This window comes from Intestinimonas massiliensis (ex Afouda et al. 2020), from assembly GCF_900626285.1.
GTDB lineage: Bacteria > Bacillota > Clostridia > Oscillospirales > Oscillospiraceae > Flavonifractor > Flavonifractor massiliensis_A.
In genome coordinates, this window is the sequence record NZ_LR131147.1 from 449,119 (window position 1) to 468,839 (window position 19,721).

The following is a 19,721-nucleotide window of genomic DNA, read 5'->3' on the forward strand; positions in this document are numbered from 1 at the left end:
CTCTCCCGTCAGATACAGAAATGCGTCTCACGGTGAGATTTAATATCCGGTTCTCGGCAGGGTCACAGTGGTTTTCGCATATACGCTGGTCACCCATCTGGACACGCCCATGATCCACTGACCGTTATAGAGTCCTCCAATATCAGCCACATTCACAAAGCTGGAACCATTGGCAAGACCCTTGGAGACGGTTCCATTGATGTAGGGTGTCTCCACCTGGGCAAAACCAGCCTTGACCACGCCAAACACCACCATAAATTCCGTCACCTTTTCATTGGCGGCAAGGCCCAGCGCCGTGGGCGATGCGTCCAGTACATAGTTCTTCGTCGTAGAGAGGTTATCAGCCAATGTGCGGTAGGTATCGCCGGAAAGGTTGGTTTTGTAGACGATCTTGTAAGAGAGCTGCTGGTTATAGGTGCCGGTAACAATCCGGGTCAAAGTGACCTGACCGGGCAGCGTGTCTCTCCAATAGAAAGACTGGAGCTGCACAGTGGAGGTATTCCCAATTCCGCTAATGCTATACTGAATCGGCTGACCGGGCACCACCTGGACCGGGCCGGTCTTTTTGATATTGACACCGGTAGCCACGCTTTCATCTTCCACCTCAAAGGTGACGATCTGTCCCTCATATTCCAGATAGGCAGTCATCACCGTGGGATTGATGGCATAATAGTCCGGGGACGCCACTTCACGGATGGTATAGCGGGACAGCGGGAGCTGCTTGGATACCGCCCGTCCCCGACTGTCGCTCTTGATGGTGTCAACAACATTTCCGGCCTTGTCGTAAATCTCAAATACAGCCCCCTCCAGCAGCGTTCCAGCGGGCAGACCGTTGATGGGGTTATCATCGGCAGACTTTTTGATAATCTGAATCTGTCCCGTAATGGCACGATTTTCCCAGGTGATTTCCGTGGTCTCGCCCGGTTTGATATAGACGGTTTTCAGCTGTTCGTCTACGATATAGCCCTCGTTCTCCAACTCCCGCAGATACACCTTGCCGGACAGCTCCAGGGTGTCAATGTAGGCGTATCCGTTCTGGTCGGTGGTGAACTGATCCACGGGATTCATATTGCCGTCGTAGAGGAGGAAGGTCACACCATAGATTCCCTTTCGGGTGGCGGCGTCGATTTTGTGTAATAGAATACCCGAAAACGCCTTATTGGTCACGGTCTTGCGGGTGGTCTCCCCATCCTTTACGGTGAAGTAGATGGGTGTGGGGTCCAATTTGAAGGTATCCGGGCAATCGGTCTCCACGGCATAGTAGTTGTCAGCCTCCAGGGGCAGAAACACTTTTCCATCCTTCCCGGTGGTCACGGTATCCACCAGAGCGTCGTCGCTGACGCGGCGGATTTCAAAGGTGACGCCGGAGATGGTTTCTGTTTTATCTGCCTCATTGACTTTGGTAAACTCCACACCGCCCACCGGCGCATTGTAGAAATAGAGCTGCTGGGTATCGTCCGGGTTGACCACCACCGTCTGGCTCTGGGTGTTGGGGTCGATGGTGTATCCAGGGATGCTTTCCACTTCAGTTACTACCACTGTGCCGGTGATGCCGGAGAGGATGATCTGCCCCTCCGAATTGGTCCAGTACAGTCCATTGGAGGACAGCTTGCCGCCCTCGTCCGGCAGGTAGGAACCGTCCGCATAGGTGATCTTAAACTGCACCCCCTCCAGCGGGGTCTTGTCCTTACTGGACAGTTTATGGATGATAAGATTTCCCAGGGGTTGATTGCGGAACTCCACTGTGACGGTCTGGCCTTCCTTGACCTGGACGGTTTGGGGCGTATCGTCCAGCAGATAGCCCGGCTTGGCTCGGGTTTCCTTGATGACCAGCGTGGTCCCAGGTTCTACCCCTTCCACCAGGAAAGTGCCGGTGCTGTCTGTCACGAACTTGCCGTTGGCGTCGCCCACCACAGAGCCGTCCGATTTTGTCACCAGGAACTCCACATCGGAGAGCGGCGTGTTATCTGCCGCCGATACCTTCTTGACCAGAACAGCTCCCTTGGGGGCGTTAGAAAAGTAGAGAGTCACGATATCCTGGTCTTTCCCGGAAATGTAGAAGGACTGGGGCGCGGCGTCGATTACATGGCCGCTGTCGCTCTCCAGCTCCTCGCAGATGTAATAACCAGCCTTGAGCCCGGTAACGGTGAAGGACCCGTTTGCCGAGGTGGTGTAAGTGCCGATCACGGTGCCGCCGCTGCCGCTGGTCTCACCGCCTAAATAGCTCAACTGAAAACGGCAGCCGCTCAAGCCTTCCCCACTTACGCTGTCCTGCTTGTAAACGATCAGGGCGGACAAGGGGGTGTTCTCAAACAAGAAGGTATGCCCCTTTCCGGCAGGGATGAAAGCCTCCTGGGTATCGCTGTCCTTGATAGAGAACCCTGTGGGCGGCTCCAGCTCTTTCACCCGGAACCAGCCGTCGCGCAGGCCGTTGGCCGGGCCGGTCAGCTCAATGCGCCCGTTCTCGTCCGTGGTGAATACGCCCAGGTCGTTGTATTCGCCGGTCTCCGTATCGTTGCTGGCATACCACACCTGAAAGCGCACATTTGCCAGTCGTTCATGGGTGATGGAATTTTCCTTGATGATTTCGATAGTCGGGGCCTTGTGGTTTTCAAAATATACATCCCGGTCCCGGTTGGGGTAGAGGGTCACAAGCTGGGGGTCTGCGTCCAGCAGATAAGGTGACGGAACGGACTTCTCGATTACCTCATAGACCATGGGCAGGAGATTGGGGACCTTAGCAGAACCGTCCGGACCGGTGGTCACCTCCGCCACACTATGCCCGTCTGCACCTTTCACCAGAAAAATCGCACCCTCCACGGGGGCGCCGCTGTCTGCGTCTCGTTTCCAAATGGTAAGATTTGGGCGTCTGTTGTTTTCCAAAACAATGGTGCTGTCCTTACCGGGGAACAATTCCACATGATATTCCTTGGGGTCCAGAATATGGTCCGATACTGTATCGGTTTCCTTCAGGGAATATACTCCGGGCTGCAAGCCCTCCCAAATGATGGTGCCTGTGCTGGAAGTGGTCTGATCCATGTATCGGCTGCCATCTCCAATCCGGGTCAGGCTGTATGTCACTCCAGCCAGGGCGGAGCCATCCGAACTGATTTTCGTGAGATGGAGAGAAGGCAGTTTGCTGTTGGTAAAGACGAACTGGGCCGTCTCATTTCCGTCCAGATGGATGATCCGCTGGGGTTCATCGATCACAAAACCTGGGCACTCCAATTCAGTCACCACATAAGCGCCCACGGGGAGTTTGGAGAGGTCGATGGTCCCATCCTCCGAAGTCGTATACTCCTCCGGTCCCCAGGAGCCGTCCACCGCCTCAATGCGGAATTTGACATTGGCAATCGGTTTGCTGAGGTTCGCACTGTCTACCTTGATAAGATGGATACCGGGCAGGCGATCATTGTAAAATACCCGTTCCACAATGCCCATACCCGTGGTCAGCTCCACATATTGGGGGGTGGTGTCTACAATGTGTTCATCGTCTCCAGGGTTTCGTTCCTCGATCCGATAGCTGCCCTCGGGCTGGTTCACCAGGAGAATTTCGCCCTGTTCATTGGTACGGAAGATGCCCAGGGAAACATTATCCCGGAAGATCTCAAAGGCCACATCCGGCATAAGTTCCATCGTTTTTCGGTCATACTTGATGATCCGCAAGCCTGGGAGTTCTTCATTGATGATAGTCGCGGTAGATTCCTCGCCCGATACCACATTGACCGTCTGAACGGTATCGGTCACAGCCTTCCAGCCCTCGATTCCTGCCAGCTCACGCACTTCCCATGCGCCCGGCTCCAGCTGGTCGAAGGTGATGGACCCTCCGGTGGTGGTTTGTCCGCTCCGGGTCTGGCCGCTCTCCAGGTGCTTGATCTGGATGGTTACACCGGAAAGCAAATCGCCGGTATTACTCTTTTTTTCCACGCGCAAGGAGCCATAGGGTGCGTTCCAGAAGGTCAGGGTCGCTACTTTGTTGTACTCCACATCCGCGTGCTGGGTACGCTCGTCCGGGAGAAGATGATACCGGGGCGGAATCTCCTCTGTCACCGTATAGTGGCCCTCAAGAGTCAGGGGGATCACCACGGTCCCGTCCGGCCCAGTGGAGAAAGAACCAACCTTGCGGCCCTCGGGGTCATAGACGGAGAACACAGCCCCCTCCAGGGGGATTTCTGTGCCTTCCTCCAGCTTTACGATTTTCAGCGCGGTCTCGTCCGGGTCGGGGTCCTGGCCGTCGTAATAATTGCTGATAGCCGCCACATCCAGTTGCACATTGTTGTCCAAATCACAGATATAATTTTGCAGTTCACCATACTTGTCTTTCTCCTGGCAGACGGCATACATAGCAGCATATTGTGCCACCGATGCAGACAGTGCGAGCTGGACGCTGCCGCTTTGGTTCTGAATGGATTCCGCAGGGTACAACACCTTGAATTGAGCGCCATACCCATCACCAGTCCATTCTGCCGCAACAGCAGTCACATCCTTGTTGTCCATATTGACGATCCGGGTTCCGTTTGGAACGGAGGCGGGGTCCTGGAAGGAAACAGAAATGTCGTAATCGTAGACCCATGTCTCACTCCAAGCCGTAAATACCTGCTGATAGTAGTCCTTACCCTCGACGCTGACAGGATAGGCCACAGAATGGTCCGGGGTAGCTGTCATTTTGGGTGTGAGCATATAGTTGTAGGTGGTGCCGCGCTTATAAATGTCCTTGGCGGCGGCCAGGATGCGATTTCCTCTATCCAGCTCCTCTCCGGTGAGGCCGGGGGCGACCTTCAAATTATTGATGTTCCAGCTGGAGATCAGATAACACCACAAAGCCATCTTAGTGGCATAATACGCCTGATACTTGTTATCCAAATTCAGTTCGCCCAGGCTGCGGTGGGGGTAGCCGTTAGAGATGATGCCCACCACCTTGGGATCACTGGATTTTTCCTCGGCCAGATATTTTACGCTTTGGCCAGGCTCAACAACTTTAGGAACTCCAGTTGTCGTTGGGTTGACACAATATGCCGGAACTTCTCTCATTGTTCCGTCATTTCCCTGGTACTTAAAATAGGTGTAAGTCTGTTTTCTTATTGCACCGTTGATGGATAGATACCCCAACTCATATCCGCCGTTGTAAATGTCTACCTCGCCTAGGGCAGCTTCAACGGAATCAGATGCAGCGGCCAAGCCGGTACAAATGTTTAATAAAGTGACAATGCACAGCATAAGTGCAAGCAGTCTCCGTGTCATGGTATAACCTCCTTTTGGATACAGAAAGAGGGAGTACACAGAATGCGTACTCCCTCTAGTGTTTATTGTATATAGTATCAGTATTTGCGATGTTTCCACACCATAATGCCATTTAAGATAATGCTCACTGCCAAAAATAGTGCAACTACAAGCAACAGTGCAGAGATTGTATCCTCTATTGCGGACCAGTCATGTGCTTGGACATTACAATAGATATCAAAAAACTGTGTTCCAACCGACATGGCAGCCAAACCCATGCTAATCCAGACATAAACTGCTGCTCGGACTTCTCTTTTGCAGATTATCAGTCTGACGGGAATGAACCACGCTGCCAATCCCAGTAAAATGCTAGTAACGGAGATTAATACAATTCTTCCGTATTGCAGTAGCACCAGCAGTACAAATATGGCCGCACACAGAATAATTGCCAGGAAAATTCTCCCCACTACTTGCTCTATGTGATTGCTGGACGTACGAATTGTGATTGTATCAGCAATCATCTTTTCAGCCACCTGTGTACTGATGAACTCGCCTGTATTACGTTCTCCCTGTATTAATTCGACCAAGGATACGTCTAGTGCCTTTGCAAGCGGTTCAATATTTTTAATATCTGGAAATCCAGCTCCTCGTTCCCACTTGCTAATGGTTTTATCCGATACAAACAGTTTTGCAGCAAGCTCTGACTGTGTCATCCCCCTTTCTTTCCGAATGGATGCTATAAATAATCCTAATTTCTGTGCATCCATCGTATCACCTCCTCGTTGTTTATAAGTATAACAACCTCCAAATAAATTTCAATCAACGTATCGTGTATCTCACAAAAAACAGGCTCTACGTTTCGTCTACCTTATAGAGTGCCAATGGGCAGCATCCCTAGAGTGAGCATCAGGGCCAGGAGCAGGCAAAGTAGTTGCTTCATACATATTCTTTCTCTCAAATTTCCACAGCTTGAACCATCCAACGGTAGGCACGCTGATCCCGGACACAGGTATAAAGGGTGATCCGGTTGTCACTGGTAGCCGCCGTATCACTGGTATCCGTTTCCAATACCTTCTCAACGCTGACAACCTCATAAGTCCGCATGCCCAGCTTGGTAGTCCAGGTAACAGTATCGCCCGGCTCCAGGGTATGCAGGTCACCGAAGTCGTCCCGGACACCCCGGTTGTGACCAGCAATGCAAACATTTCCATCCCAAATGCTGGTGTCGGAGAAATGTCCCGCGCCTTTTGCAAGAGTGCTGCTGCCGGTTCCCTGGTAGACCTTAACGGTCAGGCCAATAGCAGGGATCTTCAGCGTACCCAAATGACCGCCGGAATAATAGAGGTCGTCCGTAACCTCCGTGTAGCCCGTAGAAATGCTGCCCCCGATGCTGGAACCGCCGGTATTGGGACTGAAATTAGGCGGCATGACGGTTACGCCGCCACCAGCCACCGTCCCGGTCGTGCTGTTCTGATTGACCAGATTGGGCGTCAACAGTTCACCGGCGTTCAATGTGTATGAAGTAGGGCTGCCAAAAGCAGGCGGGATACGCGCCGCGGATTTGCTGCGGTCCGTGTTGGCCGGTTCATCCGTGGTGACATAGATCGTATCATCAGAGGTGGGCCGTCCAAACAGGTAATCATCCGGCGCTCCGACTGTGTATTGCAGCGCGGATGCCGGTATAGTGAGAACTGCCGCCAAACTGAAGGCAGCACACATGGAATATAGCGTTTTCTTCATTTTACATACCCCCGTTTCTTGTCGCGCAGGTATTTCATCAGCCGCCAGCCGCCATATCCGGCCCCGCCCAGGAACACAGCACCCAGCGGGATCAGGACCAGCCGCGCGTCAAAACTGGCCTTGGATTCTGCCTCGGTTCCTGCCTCCGTGAGCTCTGTATTTTGCGTCTCACCGTGAGACGCAAATACGGCAGTGTAGATTACCGTATCACAGTTCGTCCGGGTGATCTCTCCTTTGTAGTCGGCGGTTACGGTGTAGCCGGTGGCATATTTGCTGGTAGCAGTGCCGGTATAAGTAGCAGTAGCATTATAACGGATTGCCAGGTCGTAACCATCCATCTGGTCGGTTGCCGCCTCCTGCCACTGCACGTCGGCCAGCGTTAATGTCCGTCCGCCGTCCTCCACCGTTTTGGGGATCAGCGATACATCGGCGTTGGATAAATTGGGATAGGTACGGGTGGCGGAGACGGTGCGGCTGCTGGTCTTGTACCCTGCCGCCTCCACCTGGATGCTGGTATAATCCGGGACCAGAACGCCGGTATAGCCGTCCTCGGTGGTGATTTCCAGCTCTGGCTCCAGAAGTTGGATAATCTCGGCCATATCCTTGGTGTCCATGTCCCGCGTGATAACCTCGATATGCTCCTTTGTATCTGTCTCCGTCTGATCGTTTTTCAGAATATCCAGAAGGGTATATGTCCGCCCTTCCCTGTCAAAGTCTCCGGTTGGAATGGTGGAAGGATCATCTTCTCTGGAAAGGTAATATACCTTTTCCAGATAGTAGGCTCCGTTTTCCTCATAGGCATTGACTTCCGCCGGATAGACCGCAGATGGGGCGGGGGGAACTGTTTCCACCACCGGCGGCGTCTGGGCCGGTTCTGTGCCTTCTTCCGGTTCAGCGGCCAGAGCGGCGGTGGGACAGGCGGCCAGCGTCAAGATCAGGATGGCAGATAAAAAGAGGCCCTGTTTCCGTTTCTTCATTGGCTTAAACCTCCAGTTTTGTATTGGGTAGTGGAATTGCGTCTCACGGTGAGACGCAATTCCACGGATGGGAGCGCACCAGCCCCCAGAATAGCAAAAGCCGTCCTTGGACGGCTTTTGGGGTGTGGTCCCCTTGGTAACTGAAAACGGCGCCGGGCGCCGTCTGTCAAGGCCCGTCCAGTTCGCAAACTGGGCGGCTCGCGGCGATTGCGCCAGCAATCGCCGGCCTTGACGGACGGGGAACGGCGGCGTACTCTCCCCCAGGGGGACACGCCCCCTTATCGTGCGCCCAAATGTCTGCGGCTCCGTTCCTGCTGTCTGGGCTGAATGGCCCGGTCAATGCCATCGCCCATATTGCGGGTCGTTTTGCGGAGCTGTTCCAGGGCCTCGCCCCGGTCAGACGGTTCATAGCCCTCATAGAGCTGGGCCAGCTCCGCGGCCTGGGGCGGCTTGCAGTCAACCCCAAAACGACGGCAAAGCATATAGCTGACGCTCTCGGCGTCTACCCGGTAGGTCTCCCGGTCGAAGTCGATGTTGCGGCCTTTGTCGTGGGCCTGGGCATAACCGATTTCGGTAGCCAGGGCCGAAAATACCTCCAGCTCCCCGTAGCTGGGATCAATGGCAAGGCAGAGATGTGTTTCATCATATCGGGCAGGCGTCGGCATACCTCCCTGCTCCACAATGGGAACCGGGGAATAATTCATCAGGGTCCCCAGGGCCGTCTCCATTCTGGCAGTGTTCTCCATCAAAGGGACCGGTTCCTTGATGGGTCTGCCGATAGTCTGGCTCACATCGTAGTAGTCTCCCATAAGATAGCCCCGGCGCTGCCCGTTCCGGGAAGGAACGAATACCTTGGCCCCGCTTTTCATGGCCTCGTCCTGGACATAGCGCCCCTGTTCGTGCCAAAAGCTGATGGTCCCGATTTTGGTGGCCCCTTTTAGCTGGAACAGGGTCAGCGCCACATTTCCGGCGCTGCAACTGATATTGTTTGCCTGCAAGTCCAGGTATTTCTGGTACATCTCCGGGTTGGTGGTGATTTCCTCAAGTGCCACATCTCGCATTTCTGACAGGTTGCCGCGTTCAGCCCGGCGTTCCTCCAGCCACGCCTGGTCACGGACGGATTTGTTTTTGATAAGGTCGCTGATATTCATTGGTGATTCCTCCTGTTATCTTGTTCTTTCCCGAACCTTTTCCGGCCCGGTGCGTGTCTGCTCCGATAGGGCTTTCAGCCGTTCCAGCCGCTTTTTGACGGAAGGTTTTTGCTGCTCAACATCCTCCGTCGGAGATGGTGTCGAGCCAATCCCGCGCTCTCTCAAGGACTTCTCTTGTGGAGCGCGGGGGTTCGCTTTTTTTGGCGTTTCCTCCTGGGTCCTTGCGGGAATGGGATAACCCAGAGCCTCCAGCGCGGCGTTCAGCTGGGCGGCGTAGTTCTGTGTGGACACCACATTTACATATTCCCCTTGGCTGCCCTTCTTCCTGGCAAAGAAGTAGAGGATACCCAGCTCCCTGGCAAGTTTCTGAAATTTCCCCATATCTTCTTGTTTGACCCGAACCACCTCGGCCGGAGATGGGTCCCTGGCAAGCCGCCGGGAGCTGGTTTTACCCACCACCTTGTAGTCCTCTTTGGAGAGGGCCAGCAGCAGAGCCGCTACATTCTTCAACCCTGTTCCGGCCAGCTTGACGGCGCTTTCGGTTGCCTGGATACTTTCTTTTACCACCAGATCAGCGGTTTCTCCGCTCACATCCATGTTGTTCACCTGCCTTTCTCAAATTTTCTATAAAGTCCAATGTACTGCCGATGGTCGTGTGAGTGTGGTAGTGCTTTGCGATCCGCCGGATATGGGCAGCTGCGTCCCCTGGGGTGCCTGCGGCAAACTGCTCCACATCCTGGGCTGAGGTGTTATAGTCCAGCACTGTGACGATACCAAAGGGGCGTCCTTTGATTACATGGGAAATATGAAGATACAGCGCGTCTACCTTGGGTTCAGAAAACAATCTGTATGCAGTCCAGCAGAGGTATGCGTAGCTTTCCGCCAGATAGACTTCCGATATAGGGAACAAGTAGCTTTTCTCCCGGCGGGCAAGAAATAAATAATCCCTGTCCTCCATCCGTCCCAATTTCCGAATATCCAGCGCAAGGCTGTCAGCGTCAAGTTGTGGACGGTAATCAGCGAACAGGGTCAAAATGCCGATCAGGTCGGCCCTTATCAGTTGCAGCATGGCTTTTTCTTTGATGGCGCTCCTCCTGTTCCCGCCGGATGTTGGTCTGGTATTCCTCCATTTGCGTTTGGATATGAGACATATCCACTTTGATTTGCTCACAAAGTTTGAGTTTGGACCTGACCCGGCGCAGTTCTTGATTGATGGACTGAATTTCTGCCGTGACCTCTCGCCCTTCCCGTTTCTCCTGGTATCGTTCTTTTCGTTGTTCGGTCAGACCGTCGATTTGGGCTTGCAGGGCGTCCGTCAGCATGGAAAACTGTGCGCTGTTATCAATGCGATATTCCTGCAACAATCTGAATTGCCGCTGATAACGCCGTAGTTTGGAAACCTCCGCCCGTATGGAAAAGGGGATTTGTTTCCTCTTAGGTCGTCGTATGTTCAAAAGATAGAGATAGGAAACATACAAGGCCCGGAACCCCTGCACTTTTTTTCGGGGCATTTGAGTAAGGTAGCCCCGGCGGATGGTATAGCGTTTCGGTGGCTCGATGATTTGCACAGGAAGATCCTCTCGGTCTCCGCGGCGAATGGCTGCCAGTCGTTCCCGGATAGCTGCCTCTGTATATCGTTCTCCCATGCCGGACAGCCGGAAAAATCTCTGGCCTCCTGGTGGACAAATGGCAGTATGCTTGACATTGGGGCCATATTTGATGGAATAGCCTTGCCTCCGTAAAGCAGCCAAAAAACTCTCAAAGGTAAAGCTCTCACGAATAGCAGCGTCGATGTCCCGGCGGATCAGCCCGCGGACCGTCTCCTTGCCGGTCCGCTCCGCCTCCCACTCCGCATAGTGCTTGCCCTGTCCTGTCGTTACCTCGATCACGGATAGTCCACGGTCCCGGCTGACGGCGTTGGAAGTTTCCCGCAGGGTCCCAAAATAACTCTGAAAATCGCTGCGGTATTTTCTGCCGTCCACAAAAGAGACGGAGTTGAATACGATGTGACAGTGCAGATGTTCCCGGTCAAGGTGGGTGGAGATCACCGCCTCATAGCTATTTCCCAACAGGCGGCGGGCAAATTCCACACCAGCGGCGTGGGCCTCCTCCGGTGTGACTTCGCCCGGAGCATAGGAGTGGATGATGTGATACCCCAGAATACCTCCCGTTTTGTCCCACCGGCGTTTAGTTACCTGCATTTCTGAATAAGCAGTGGCAGCCTGACAGTTAATGCCGGTCACAAGCTGGTGGGCCTTATCGGGGTTCTCCGCATAGGTTAGGGCATGGTCGAGACTATTCTTTTCTTCATTGAGCACATAGCCCAGGCAGTTGTCCATGCGCTGCCGTATGGGGATGATTTTGTCATAGGCCATTCAAAAATTCTCCTTCACCAAACGGGCTGCCTCATAGGCGAGTGCTGCCGCCCGGCGCAGGTCCTCCTCCTGGGTGCTCTTTTGCGCGTTGGCCCAATAAGCAATTTGATTGATATTGTTGCCGATGGCGTGGAGCTCCCGGATCAATGCGGCAATATTGTCAGGCGGACGAGGGCGGAGCTGGACACCGGATACCAGGAGCCGGATAAAGGGATCTATACCCAGTCCCGCTTTTTTAGCCTCCGCCTTCAAATGCAGGTATTCCGCCTCATTCATCCACACGCTCACATGGCGGTTTCGCTTTCGCATAATCACCTCCTTGAGATTTGCGTCTCACGGTGAGACGCGATTTCGTATGGGGTTTTAGGGGGTATCCCCCTAACAAGGGTCATTTGTGCTACCAAATGACATACTTGCTAATGCAGCGCCGCCACGGGCGGCGCTGTTTGGGATGGAGCCTGCTACCTGACCGGATGGGAGCGGCCTGGTTTGGGAGCCTTTTTGATTTTCCCCGTCTGGTGGCGGTGTTCCACCATAATAATGCGGGTAAGCTCGGCCTCATTATCCGGCTCATATTGTACCGTGCGGATTGTGCCGTGGCCGGGGCGGACCGTGTTGAGTGACGCTCGGTGTCCGTCATAGGGAACCACGATGGTATGGCCGCTTTCATATTGAAGCGTCAGGGCTGTTGCGGGAATGGCTTGCTCCTGGACCCGGCGTACCTGAGTTTTGTAGTCCAGCGGTATCACCTGTCCCATAACCTTTCGGCCTTCCATGCCGGTGATTGTCACCCGGTATGCACGGATACCCTCCGGTTGGTCAGCGTAGTATGTCCAGATGGAGTGAGCGCCGCTGCCTTGCAGAAAGACTTCCCGTTCCTTGACACACCATGTTCCATTGGGGCGGCTCATCCAATAAAACACCCGATCCCTCATGTCCTTTTCCTGGGCAGCCTGTGTCAACATCCTTACATCGTACTGGAAGTCGGAGCGGTAGCCGGTGGTATTTTCCTCAACCACCTGGGCCAAAAACGCCAGCACATCAATCCGATTTCCCATAGCGGTCTGCCTCCGGGTCGTAGTCCGGGGAGAGATACTTTTCCTCGAACTCGGCAGGAGTGTATTCTCCGGCCTCAATGTCCAGGAACAGGTCACCCGGCTCGATTTCCCGCTGTCCCTCATGGGTCATGGGGATGGGAACGGGAGTCAGTACCGTTCCCATAAAATCATCCCCGCTGTCCTGGGCCAGATGGCGGGGGCTGCCGGGGACCTCCTTGCTGGAAAGCAGTTCATATCGGTACATTCCGGGGTAGACATCCTCGGGGGCGATACGGTTGCTGCTAAACAGAGCGGGGATACCAAAAATCTCGATTTCCTTCATGCGTTCACCCTGGGAATTGATTTGCATAGTGGTCACTCTCCTTACTATTTTCTGCTGCGCTTTTCCTTGTGGTTTACTTGATGCTGTTTGGGGTTCTGCATTTTTTCTGCCAGTTCATACAATGGTTCCGATGGTTGGATCGCGTTGATGATTTCACCGGCAGTAGAATGGATGCAGTCCAGGGATGCCTTCAGTTCGGTAAGTTCTCGTCCTCGGCTCCATCCGGCAATATAGCCAAAGGAATATTCGGATGTGTCCAATCCAAAATGTTGGCATACTACATAAGCTACACTTTCTGCCTCCACCTCTTTCTCCCGGCGTTGTTTTCGTTCCTCCGGTGATAGGTGGGCAGGATCGTGGAGTTTTGCATGGGCGATTTCATGTACCAGTGTCTTGATGGTCTGCATTTGGCTCATACCAGGCCGAATGACGATTCGCTGTTCTTGAAAACTGGCATATCCCTTTGCCGCTCCCGGAAAATCCTCCATTTCAATGGGAAGTGGGGATAGTTCCGTTAAGCGGTCAAATATTTCTGTGAAATGCTCTACCTCGCCAGTCAGTTCAGAGACTCCAATATTGGGAAGTTCCCGTCCTTCTGTCTGGCTTATGTCGAAAACCGTTGCTACTTTGAATCGGGTGATTGGTTCAAACATGGTCTCTACCAGGGGCTTGCCGTCTGGCCCATATAGTGTCTGCCTGGTATTAGGGTCCTTCTGTTCACAATCAATTTGTCGTTTGTAGGGACAAGGGGCCAAAATCTGGATACCTTTTTCATGTCGCTTAACTTGTCGCCCCAGTTTCTTCCATGTGGTGTAACCGGCAACACGACTTGCAGTTGGACATTGAAATAAAATCAGCAGCGCATTGCCAAAGCTGTAATGATGAAATTTGGACATGGCAGCAAGATATTCCGCATAGCGGTTGCTGTCATATAGTTCCCTAATGCCGTTTTCAAGCCGGTCTGTCAGTTCAGCCAGCCTCTCCTTGATTGTCTGGGCCATAGTCAGCGGGATGGCTGTTTTCGCGGGGGTGTTTGATCCGGGCCGTTTCTCCGTTTGGGTTCCACTTTCATTGTGATAAGATCATTGCCCTGCGCCCCCAACAAGATTTCCGCATGGTGGAACTTCTTCTTGTACCGTTCCATCTGTTCCGGCGTTAAGGAGCAAAAGCTGTCCTCCGTCAAACCACAGACAAAGAAGGGGCCAAAAATACCGCCATAGCCGCCCTCCACACTGCGGTTAAATTCCATTTTCAGCAGGATTCCCTCATCATTGGCCACAATACCGACAGGTTCTTTATAGGGATAAATGACGGTAATTAACCCGCCGACAGCGGCCTGCATTTCCTTTAAGCCATTCAGTTCTTTCTCATAGGGAGCCATGCCCGGCTCCACCATTAAAACATTCAAATCATCACTCCTATCTGAAATGGGTATGAAAAAAGCACCGTTTCCGGCGCTATCTTCCGTGCTTATGTCTGTAAGGTTTCTTTGGGGTTCTGTATGGTATGCCTTGTTCTTCCAGTGCAAAACGCCGTTCCAGTTGAGCCACGGTCCATTCCTTTCGGAATTGTCCCAGAGGTGTATAGCCGAATTGTGTAATGGCCCTTTCATCCAGTTCCATCAATTTTGCCCATAACTCCGGGTGAAAACGGCGCAGATTCCGCAGCTCTCCAATTTTCTGGAATGGACAACACCAGCAGGAACAGCGGCCATATATCTCATACAGTCCGTCCCAGTTGTACCCCCTGTCATAACAGATATTAAGTGCGTCTTTTTCTGTGATCCCCCATGTTACAAGCGGGTACTGCTCGTTTTTGATTCTTGTCGGTTCGTCTGCCGCAATTCCCACATAATGGAGCGCAGAGTATTGGCCTTTCAGCATATTGACTTCTTTGCTGATAAGGTGGGTTTTCATTTGACCAGTACACCAGCGCACCTTGATTCCAGGCCATCCATTTCCATAGGGAGGGACACCCAGCTGAGCGCGTAGTTCAATGGAGGAAGGTTTTTCTTTGGGTTCATCGAACATTAGCCATTCAAACCCCTTGGGATGGCGTAAGATGGTCAAATGCAGGCCGCGTTCACGGTATAGGTATTGCTCCACTCGATCCCAGTGGCGGTACATCTCCGGGAACTCCATGCCTGTATCCGCCGTCAGCACCATATCAATAGGCATCCCACGCTCAATCATCAGCAGGAGCATGGCTGTGCTGTCTTTCCCACCAGAAAATGAGACTGCATGGAAGGCCTTTTTCTCGAAACGATCACCTGCTTTCTGTTATTTTCAGATATGAAAAAAGCGCCTCTAACGGCGCTTGCTTTTGGGACTATCCCGTTCTTTTTGATTGTTGTGGCGCTTGACCTTGGCTTGCAGCGGATATTGAAACACTCGATATTCCCGCGGTATCTCCTTCCCATCATAGATTTGCTGGAAGGACCCGGACCTGTCATGGCAGATATACCCCTGGGGTGTGAGGTCGCCATTTTCGTTGATTGCCGTTGTCTCGCCGTATTCCTCATAATTAAAATAGAACCTTGCTCCACGGGGCAGTGAAAAGTCCCGTTTGGTATCCACCAGATACCGGCCGTAGTCCTCGTAGGTCTTAACCTCCGGCAGCAACATGAATTGTTCCAGATTACAGGGATAGGCGAGATTGATTAAGTCCTGGACACTGCAAACATATTCGCCGTGGCGCACAGCAGCAGCAAACTTCTTCAGATCCTCCGGTGAAAGACATTCCAGCCGCTTTGCCAGGTAATTCAGTTCATCAATATGGGCATATTCCCCCAGCAAAGATGCAACACCGGCAATCCCAATAGAATACTCCTTTACAATCACTTCTTCGTACTTCAAGCCATCCACACCAATGGTTTGCAGGGCCTTTTGTACCTGTTCCGTGGTAGTAGGAAATGCAAGGGGGGTTTCCGCCACAATACCTGCGGCATATTTGCCCAAATTGGCGATCAATGCAGTAAATTCCATGCCATCACCTGGTCGGGCCGCCCTTTTTCAAAATGGCCTCTTTCTGCTTTTGCTTTTCCAGCCGTTGCCGCCGCTCCTCCAGGGCCTCGTAAACGCTCTCCTCGATTTGCCGGGGCGTCATGTTTACATCAGGAAAATATCTGCGCAGGCGATCTCCCGCAAGAATGACCTTGGTGTATTCAGGCCGTTCCTGTTCCCCCTTGAACGGGTCTTTTTCCTGTGCGGGAGTCTGTGCGGGTTTCTCTGGAGGTGTTGGGGTCATAGTCGGTGTCGGTGCGGTAGGCGGTGTGGTGGTGGGCGTCGTGGCAACGGGTTCCGGGGCTGCGGATACGCCTGCTGGCTCAACGGGTGTTTTCTCCTTGCTGGGTTCAGATCCAGGTGTGGGAGCCGGTGGAATGATTTCGTGGGTAGGAACATTGGAGGGCGGCGCTCCTTTGGCAGGCTGCGGAGTTTCCGTTCCAGGGAACGAGACTACCTTCGGGGGCTCAAGGACATTTTCTCCGTCCAGCACCTTCCGCATGGTTATCTCGTCCAGCTTTCCGGCTTTCTCTACCTTTTTCAGATACTCGATTCGTTCCGTGGGGAGCTTGTAGCCCAGGTCTGTCAGATGGAGCGCCACATCCTGATTTTCCGGCTTTAGGAAAGAAAGGGCGGAGGCCGCGGAAAGGGGCAGCGTGCCATCGTCTACTCGATTGCATACCTCCTTGGACGCCTCGGACAGCCGGATAATTCGATTGAGCTTACTCACGCTCATGCCCATTTCCTTTGCCAGCTTTTCATCGCTGTTCAGTTCCTCGGCAGTAAAGCCCTTCTTGCGGCGCCCCGCCTTCTGTTTCATGCCCTCCATTTTCATCCGCAGGGTCCGGGAGAGGTCATAGGTGGAAATTTTGGGGCGGTGCAGGTTTCCATCCGATACCAGGATCTTTGCGTCTGCGTCATCAATTTTCTGAATGATAGCAGGAACCGGATAGTTCAATTCCCTTGCAATCATGTGGCGGCGCTGGCCGGACAGGATTTCAAGGCCGCCGTCAGGATTGATACGGGTGAGAACCGGGTCCTTGACGCCGTTGAGCTCAATGGATTTTTTCAGTTCCCGGTAGTCCTCGCTGTTCTGGTCCACCGAAACTGTATTGAATTTGGATTTTTCCAGATAGCCAGGGTGTAACACGATGAAATAGGATTCGCCCTCTTTAGGGGTAGGCAGGTTTTTCAGTGCCTTATCATCCGGGGGAGAAAGGCGATCCTCAAACACCTGGGTGATTTGGGTGCCAGCGGGTCCCTTGGCAGCCATGCCGACAGCCTTAGCAACGGCCTCGGACTTTTTCTCTGCCTCCAGGGTCTTGCCCTCCTTGGGGGCGGTCTGTTCTGCCTTGGGAGCCGGTTCATCGGTTTTCTTGCCGGGAGCGGCAGGAATAGTCTGTTCCGGCTTTTTTTCCGCCTCCGGGGACTTACCTTCTTTGGGGGCGGTCTGCTCTGCCTTGGGAGTAGGCTGCTCTGCCTTGGGAGCCCGTTCATCGGCCTTCTTGTCGGGAGCGACGGGGATAGTCTGTTCCGGCTTTTTTTCTGTCTCCGGGGACTTACCCTCTTTGGGGGTGGCCTGCTCTGCCTTGGGAGCCGGTTCATCAGCCTTTTTGCCAGGAGCGGCGGGGACGGCCTGTTCGGGCTTTTTCTCCCCCTCCGGGGCCTTGCCTTCCTTGGGAACGGTCTGTTCTGCCTTGGGAGCCGGTTCATCAGCCTTCTTGCCGGGAGCGGCGGGAACGGCCTGCTCGGGCTTTTTTTCTGTCTCTGGGGACTTACCCTCTCTGGGGGTGGCCTGCTCTGCCTTGGGAGCCGGTTCATCAGCCTTTTTGCCGGGAGTAGCGGGGGTAGCCTGCTCGGGCTTTTTCTCCCCCTCCGGGGTCCTGCCCTCCTTGGGGGTGGTCTGCTCTGCTTTGGGAGCCGGTTCATCAGCCTTCTTGCCGGGAGCGGCGGGGACGGTCTGCTCGGGCTTTTTCTCCGTCTCGAGGACCTTATCGCCCTTGAGAGGTTCCTGTGTTTCTGTGGGAGTATTGACCAGTACGCCCGGTACAGGGAGTGTCGGTTGGCCCTTGACCTTCTTGTGGTACTCAATCGCCTCCTGCAAGGTCATTTTATAGACCAGGGCAGGAATGTCCTTCTTCTTTGCCAGCTCGCTGGCTCGGCGGCGGCGATACCCGTCTACAAGTTGGTATTCACCGTCCTCGCGCAGTCGGAGGATAACAGCCTCTTTGACGCCGCTGACTTGGATGCTGGTCACAAGCCCGCCATAGGCTTTATCCTGGACTTTGGGGATAAAAACACCGGGGAGATCATGGATTTTTGCTAAAGGGACAATTTGGGGTTTGCGGGGTTCATTTGCCATCTGATTACCTCCATTCATTTATTTGCCAACAATCAAGTTCCATAAAGAGCTTGATTTTCGGCCTTATCCATGCGAGTTCAGTCGAAATTTGCGTCTCATGGTGAGATTTATTTCTAACCGAAGTCATGCCGCACTGCGGCGGAGTAGTAAGGGCCTATCGTCACCGGAGCGTTATATAGCACCGTAAGAAGATAGGCCCGAATATTATTGATTTTCGTTGTGGTCTGTTTGAGGGAGTCAATCACATACTCGATATGGCTGCTGTCTAATTGCCGGAACCGTTCCTTCACAGGTCCCAGCGGCAATACCTCCCCTCCAATGCGTATTGTGGAGGCGGTGCTGCTCACCACATCCACCATGAGCTCCAGCAAACTTTCTACATCGTCGTATGGGCATTGGCTGCGAAGGTGTTCATAGTCAATATTTTCTTTCAACTCCTCTCTGATTTGGTTTCGATCTATCCCATCCATCTCACCGTATGGGGGGTAGCGGGGGGAGATGGATGGATCAGGATGACTAAAATCAGGATGACTTCTATTAGTATGGTTAGGGTCGGATTTTTCGACCTCTGCAAGTCGGGATTGCCGACCTCTTGAAGTCGGTTTTTCCGACTTCTGGACATCGGAAAAATCGACCTCTGGAATGGGCATAAAAGAATCTGGTTCTGGCGGTGCCGGCGGTGGGACAGCACGGGTAGTAAATCGCTTGACATAGATTTTTGTGGGTTTTCCCTGACCCTGTTTGATACGCTCGATCAGGCCCACACCTTTGCCGGTATCCAGTTCAGCCAGCAACTTCATAGCTTTATCCCGGCCGCAATTCATATCTCCGCATATTTCTTCCACGGTATAGTAGATATACACGCGCCCATCTTCGTCGTACCAGTTGTTCTTGGCAGATAGGCTCATGCGGTCTAACAGCATACCATACAGTAGTTTTGCGTCTGTGGAGAGGTGTTTGAAACGGGGGCTTGTAATCAGCAGTCGAGGAATACGGAAGTAGATGAATTGTTCTGATTCATCCCCGTAAAAATAGTCAGATAGAATAATCTCTGACACAATCTGCCCCCCTCCTTTCCTTGGGTCATAATCGTTCGCAAAATCTTTGAGGTGTATGTTTATTGCAGGGGGTGTAGCGCAAGTGCCCCCCACTTGAGTTACGAGACCAATTAAGTATTTGCCCATAAAAAAGAGGCACCCATGATACCGAAATTCCGGTATTGGACGCCTCCTATATAACAAAGATACACGCTGTTCCGCTAATTTTAGACTGTTTATTTCTGTTTTTGCTATTTTTCTGTCCCACTTTAGGGCTCATATAACTTTCACGCTTGGGAGAGCGTTCGGTTCGCATCCGAGAGGTCGAGGGTTCGAATCCCTTTGGGTCCACCAAAAACGGAAATCGCCGCAGTGAAAACTGCGGCGATTTTCTCATCTGACCACAGAAATACCACAGACGGGTTTCTGTTTTGACCACTTGAAGGGTACCCCTTTCACAAGGAATGTCCTTCTTTT

Annotated in this window: 16 protein-coding genes, 1 tRNA gene and 1 pseudogene; 1 reads left to right on the forward strand and 17 read right to left on the reverse strand. The window is 53.1% G+C overall.

The window, feature by feature from the left end:
* Nucleotides 1-39: 39 nt before the first annotated feature.
* The 17 genes and pseudogenes from E0E41_RS02400 to E0E41_RS02480 all read right to left on the reverse strand — a co-directional run bounded on the left by E0E41_RS02400 (nucleotide 40) and on the right by E0E41_RS02480 (nucleotide 19,265).
* Nucleotides 40-5,241: a SpaA isopeptide-forming pilin-related protein gene (locus E0E41_RS02400; protein WP_130868554.1), complete on the reverse strand. Its 5,202-nt coding sequence runs from the start codon at nucleotides 5,239-5,241 to the stop codon at nucleotides 40-42.
* Between the two features lie 77 nt (nucleotides 5,242-5,318).
* A complete protein-coding gene (locus E0E41_RS02405; RefSeq protein WP_087337592.1) occupies nucleotides 5,319-5,987 on the reverse strand; it encodes a helix-turn-helix domain-containing protein in 669 nt (222 codons plus the stop codon).
* A gap of 187 nt (nucleotides 5,988-6,174) precedes the next feature.
* A complete protein-coding gene (locus tag E0E41_RS02410; protein ID WP_130868555.1) occupies nucleotides 6,175-6,960 on the reverse strand; it encodes a class D sortase in 786 nt (261 codons plus the stop codon).
* The gene (locus E0E41_RS02415; RefSeq protein WP_087337586.1) at nucleotides 6,957-7,937 is read right to left on the reverse strand and encodes a hypothetical protein; all 981 of its coding nucleotides are present in this window, start codon (nucleotides 7,935-7,937) and stop codon (nucleotides 6,957-6,959) included. The genes E0E41_RS02410 and E0E41_RS02415 overlap by 4 nt, the downstream gene beginning before the upstream one ends.
* Nucleotides 7,938-8,215: 278 nt before the next feature.
* Nucleotides 8,216-9,088 (reverse strand): hypothetical protein, encoded by an 873-nt coding sequence (locus E0E41_RS02420; protein ID WP_130868556.1) that lies wholly within the window; start codon nucleotides 9,086-9,088, stop codon nucleotides 8,216-8,218.
* A gap of 15 nt (nucleotides 9,089-9,103) precedes the next feature.
* Nucleotides 9,104-9,685 (reverse strand): PcfB family protein, encoded by a 582-nt coding sequence (locus tag E0E41_RS02425; protein WP_087337581.1) that lies wholly within the window; start codon nucleotides 9,683-9,685, stop codon nucleotides 9,104-9,106.
* A complete protein-coding gene (locus E0E41_RS02430) occupies nucleotides 9,660-10,157 on the reverse strand; it encodes a hypothetical protein (protein ID WP_087337577.1) in 498 nt (165 codons plus the stop codon). Before E0E41_RS02430 ends, E0E41_RS02425 begins: the two co-directional genes overlap by 26 nt.
* Complete coding sequence (locus tag E0E41_RS02435) at nucleotides 10,105-11,463, reverse strand: relaxase/mobilization nuclease domain-containing protein (protein ID WP_130868557.1); 1,359 nt, start codon at nucleotides 11,461-11,463, stop codon at nucleotides 10,105-10,107. The genes E0E41_RS02430 and E0E41_RS02435 overlap by 53 nt, the downstream gene beginning before the upstream one ends.
* On the reverse strand, nucleotides 11,464-11,772 hold the full coding sequence (locus tag E0E41_RS02440; RefSeq protein WP_087337571.1) for a plasmid mobilization protein: 309 nt from the start codon (nucleotides 11,770-11,772) through the stop codon (nucleotides 11,464-11,466).
* 152 nt (nucleotides 11,773-11,924) lie between these two features.
* A complete protein-coding gene (locus E0E41_RS02445) occupies nucleotides 11,925-12,521 on the reverse strand; it encodes a hypothetical protein (RefSeq protein ID WP_130868558.1) in 597 nt (198 codons plus the stop codon).
* Nucleotides 12,505-12,870: an LPD28 domain-containing protein gene (locus E0E41_RS02450; RefSeq protein ID WP_130868559.1), complete on the reverse strand. Its 366-nt coding sequence runs from the start codon at nucleotides 12,868-12,870 to the stop codon at nucleotides 12,505-12,507. Before E0E41_RS02450 ends, E0E41_RS02445 begins: the two co-directional genes overlap by 17 nt.
* Nucleotides 12,871-12,887: 17 nt before the next feature.
* The gene (locus tag E0E41_RS02455) at nucleotides 12,888-13,844 is read right to left on the reverse strand and encodes an ArdC family protein (protein ID WP_130868560.1); all 957 of its coding nucleotides are present in this window, start codon (nucleotides 13,842-13,844) and stop codon (nucleotides 12,888-12,890) included.
* A gap of 2 nt (nucleotides 13,845-13,846) precedes the next feature.
* Nucleotides 13,847-14,251 carry a DUF3846 domain-containing protein gene (locus tag E0E41_RS02460; protein ID WP_165450488.1) on the reverse strand — a complete coding sequence of 135 codons (405 nt, stop codon included), beginning with the start codon at nucleotides 14,249-14,251 and terminating at the stop codon, nucleotides 13,847-13,849.
* Nucleotides 14,252-14,300: 49 nt separating this feature from the next.
* A pseudogene (locus E0E41_RS02465) lies at nucleotides 14,301-15,071 on the reverse strand (phosphoadenosine phosphosulfate reductase domain-containing protein); the annotation flags it as partial.
* A gap of 78 nt (nucleotides 15,072-15,149) precedes the next feature.
* Nucleotides 15,150-15,827, reverse strand: coding sequence for an antirestriction protein ArdA (locus E0E41_RS02470; RefSeq protein WP_130868563.1), 678 nt, complete (start codon nucleotides 15,825-15,827; stop codon nucleotides 15,150-15,152).
* Between the two features lie 4 nt (nucleotides 15,828-15,831).
* A complete protein-coding gene (locus E0E41_RS02475; RefSeq protein ID WP_130868564.1) occupies nucleotides 15,832-18,225 on the reverse strand; it encodes a ParB/RepB/Spo0J family partition protein in 2,394 nt (797 codons plus the stop codon).
* A gap of 95 nt (nucleotides 18,226-18,320) precedes the next feature.
* Nucleotides 18,321-19,265, reverse strand: a complete 945-nt coding sequence (locus tag E0E41_RS02480) for a DUF6017 domain-containing protein (RefSeq protein WP_242623660.1) — start codon at nucleotides 19,263-19,265, stop codon at nucleotides 18,321-18,323.
* Between the two features lie 251 nt (nucleotides 19,266-19,516).
* On the opposite strand from E0E41_RS02480, the gene E0E41_RS02485 reads away from it, so the two are divergent.
* A tRNA-Ala gene (locus E0E41_RS02485) sits at nucleotides 19,517-19,598 on the forward strand.
* Nucleotides 19,599-19,721: the final 123 nt, after the last annotated feature.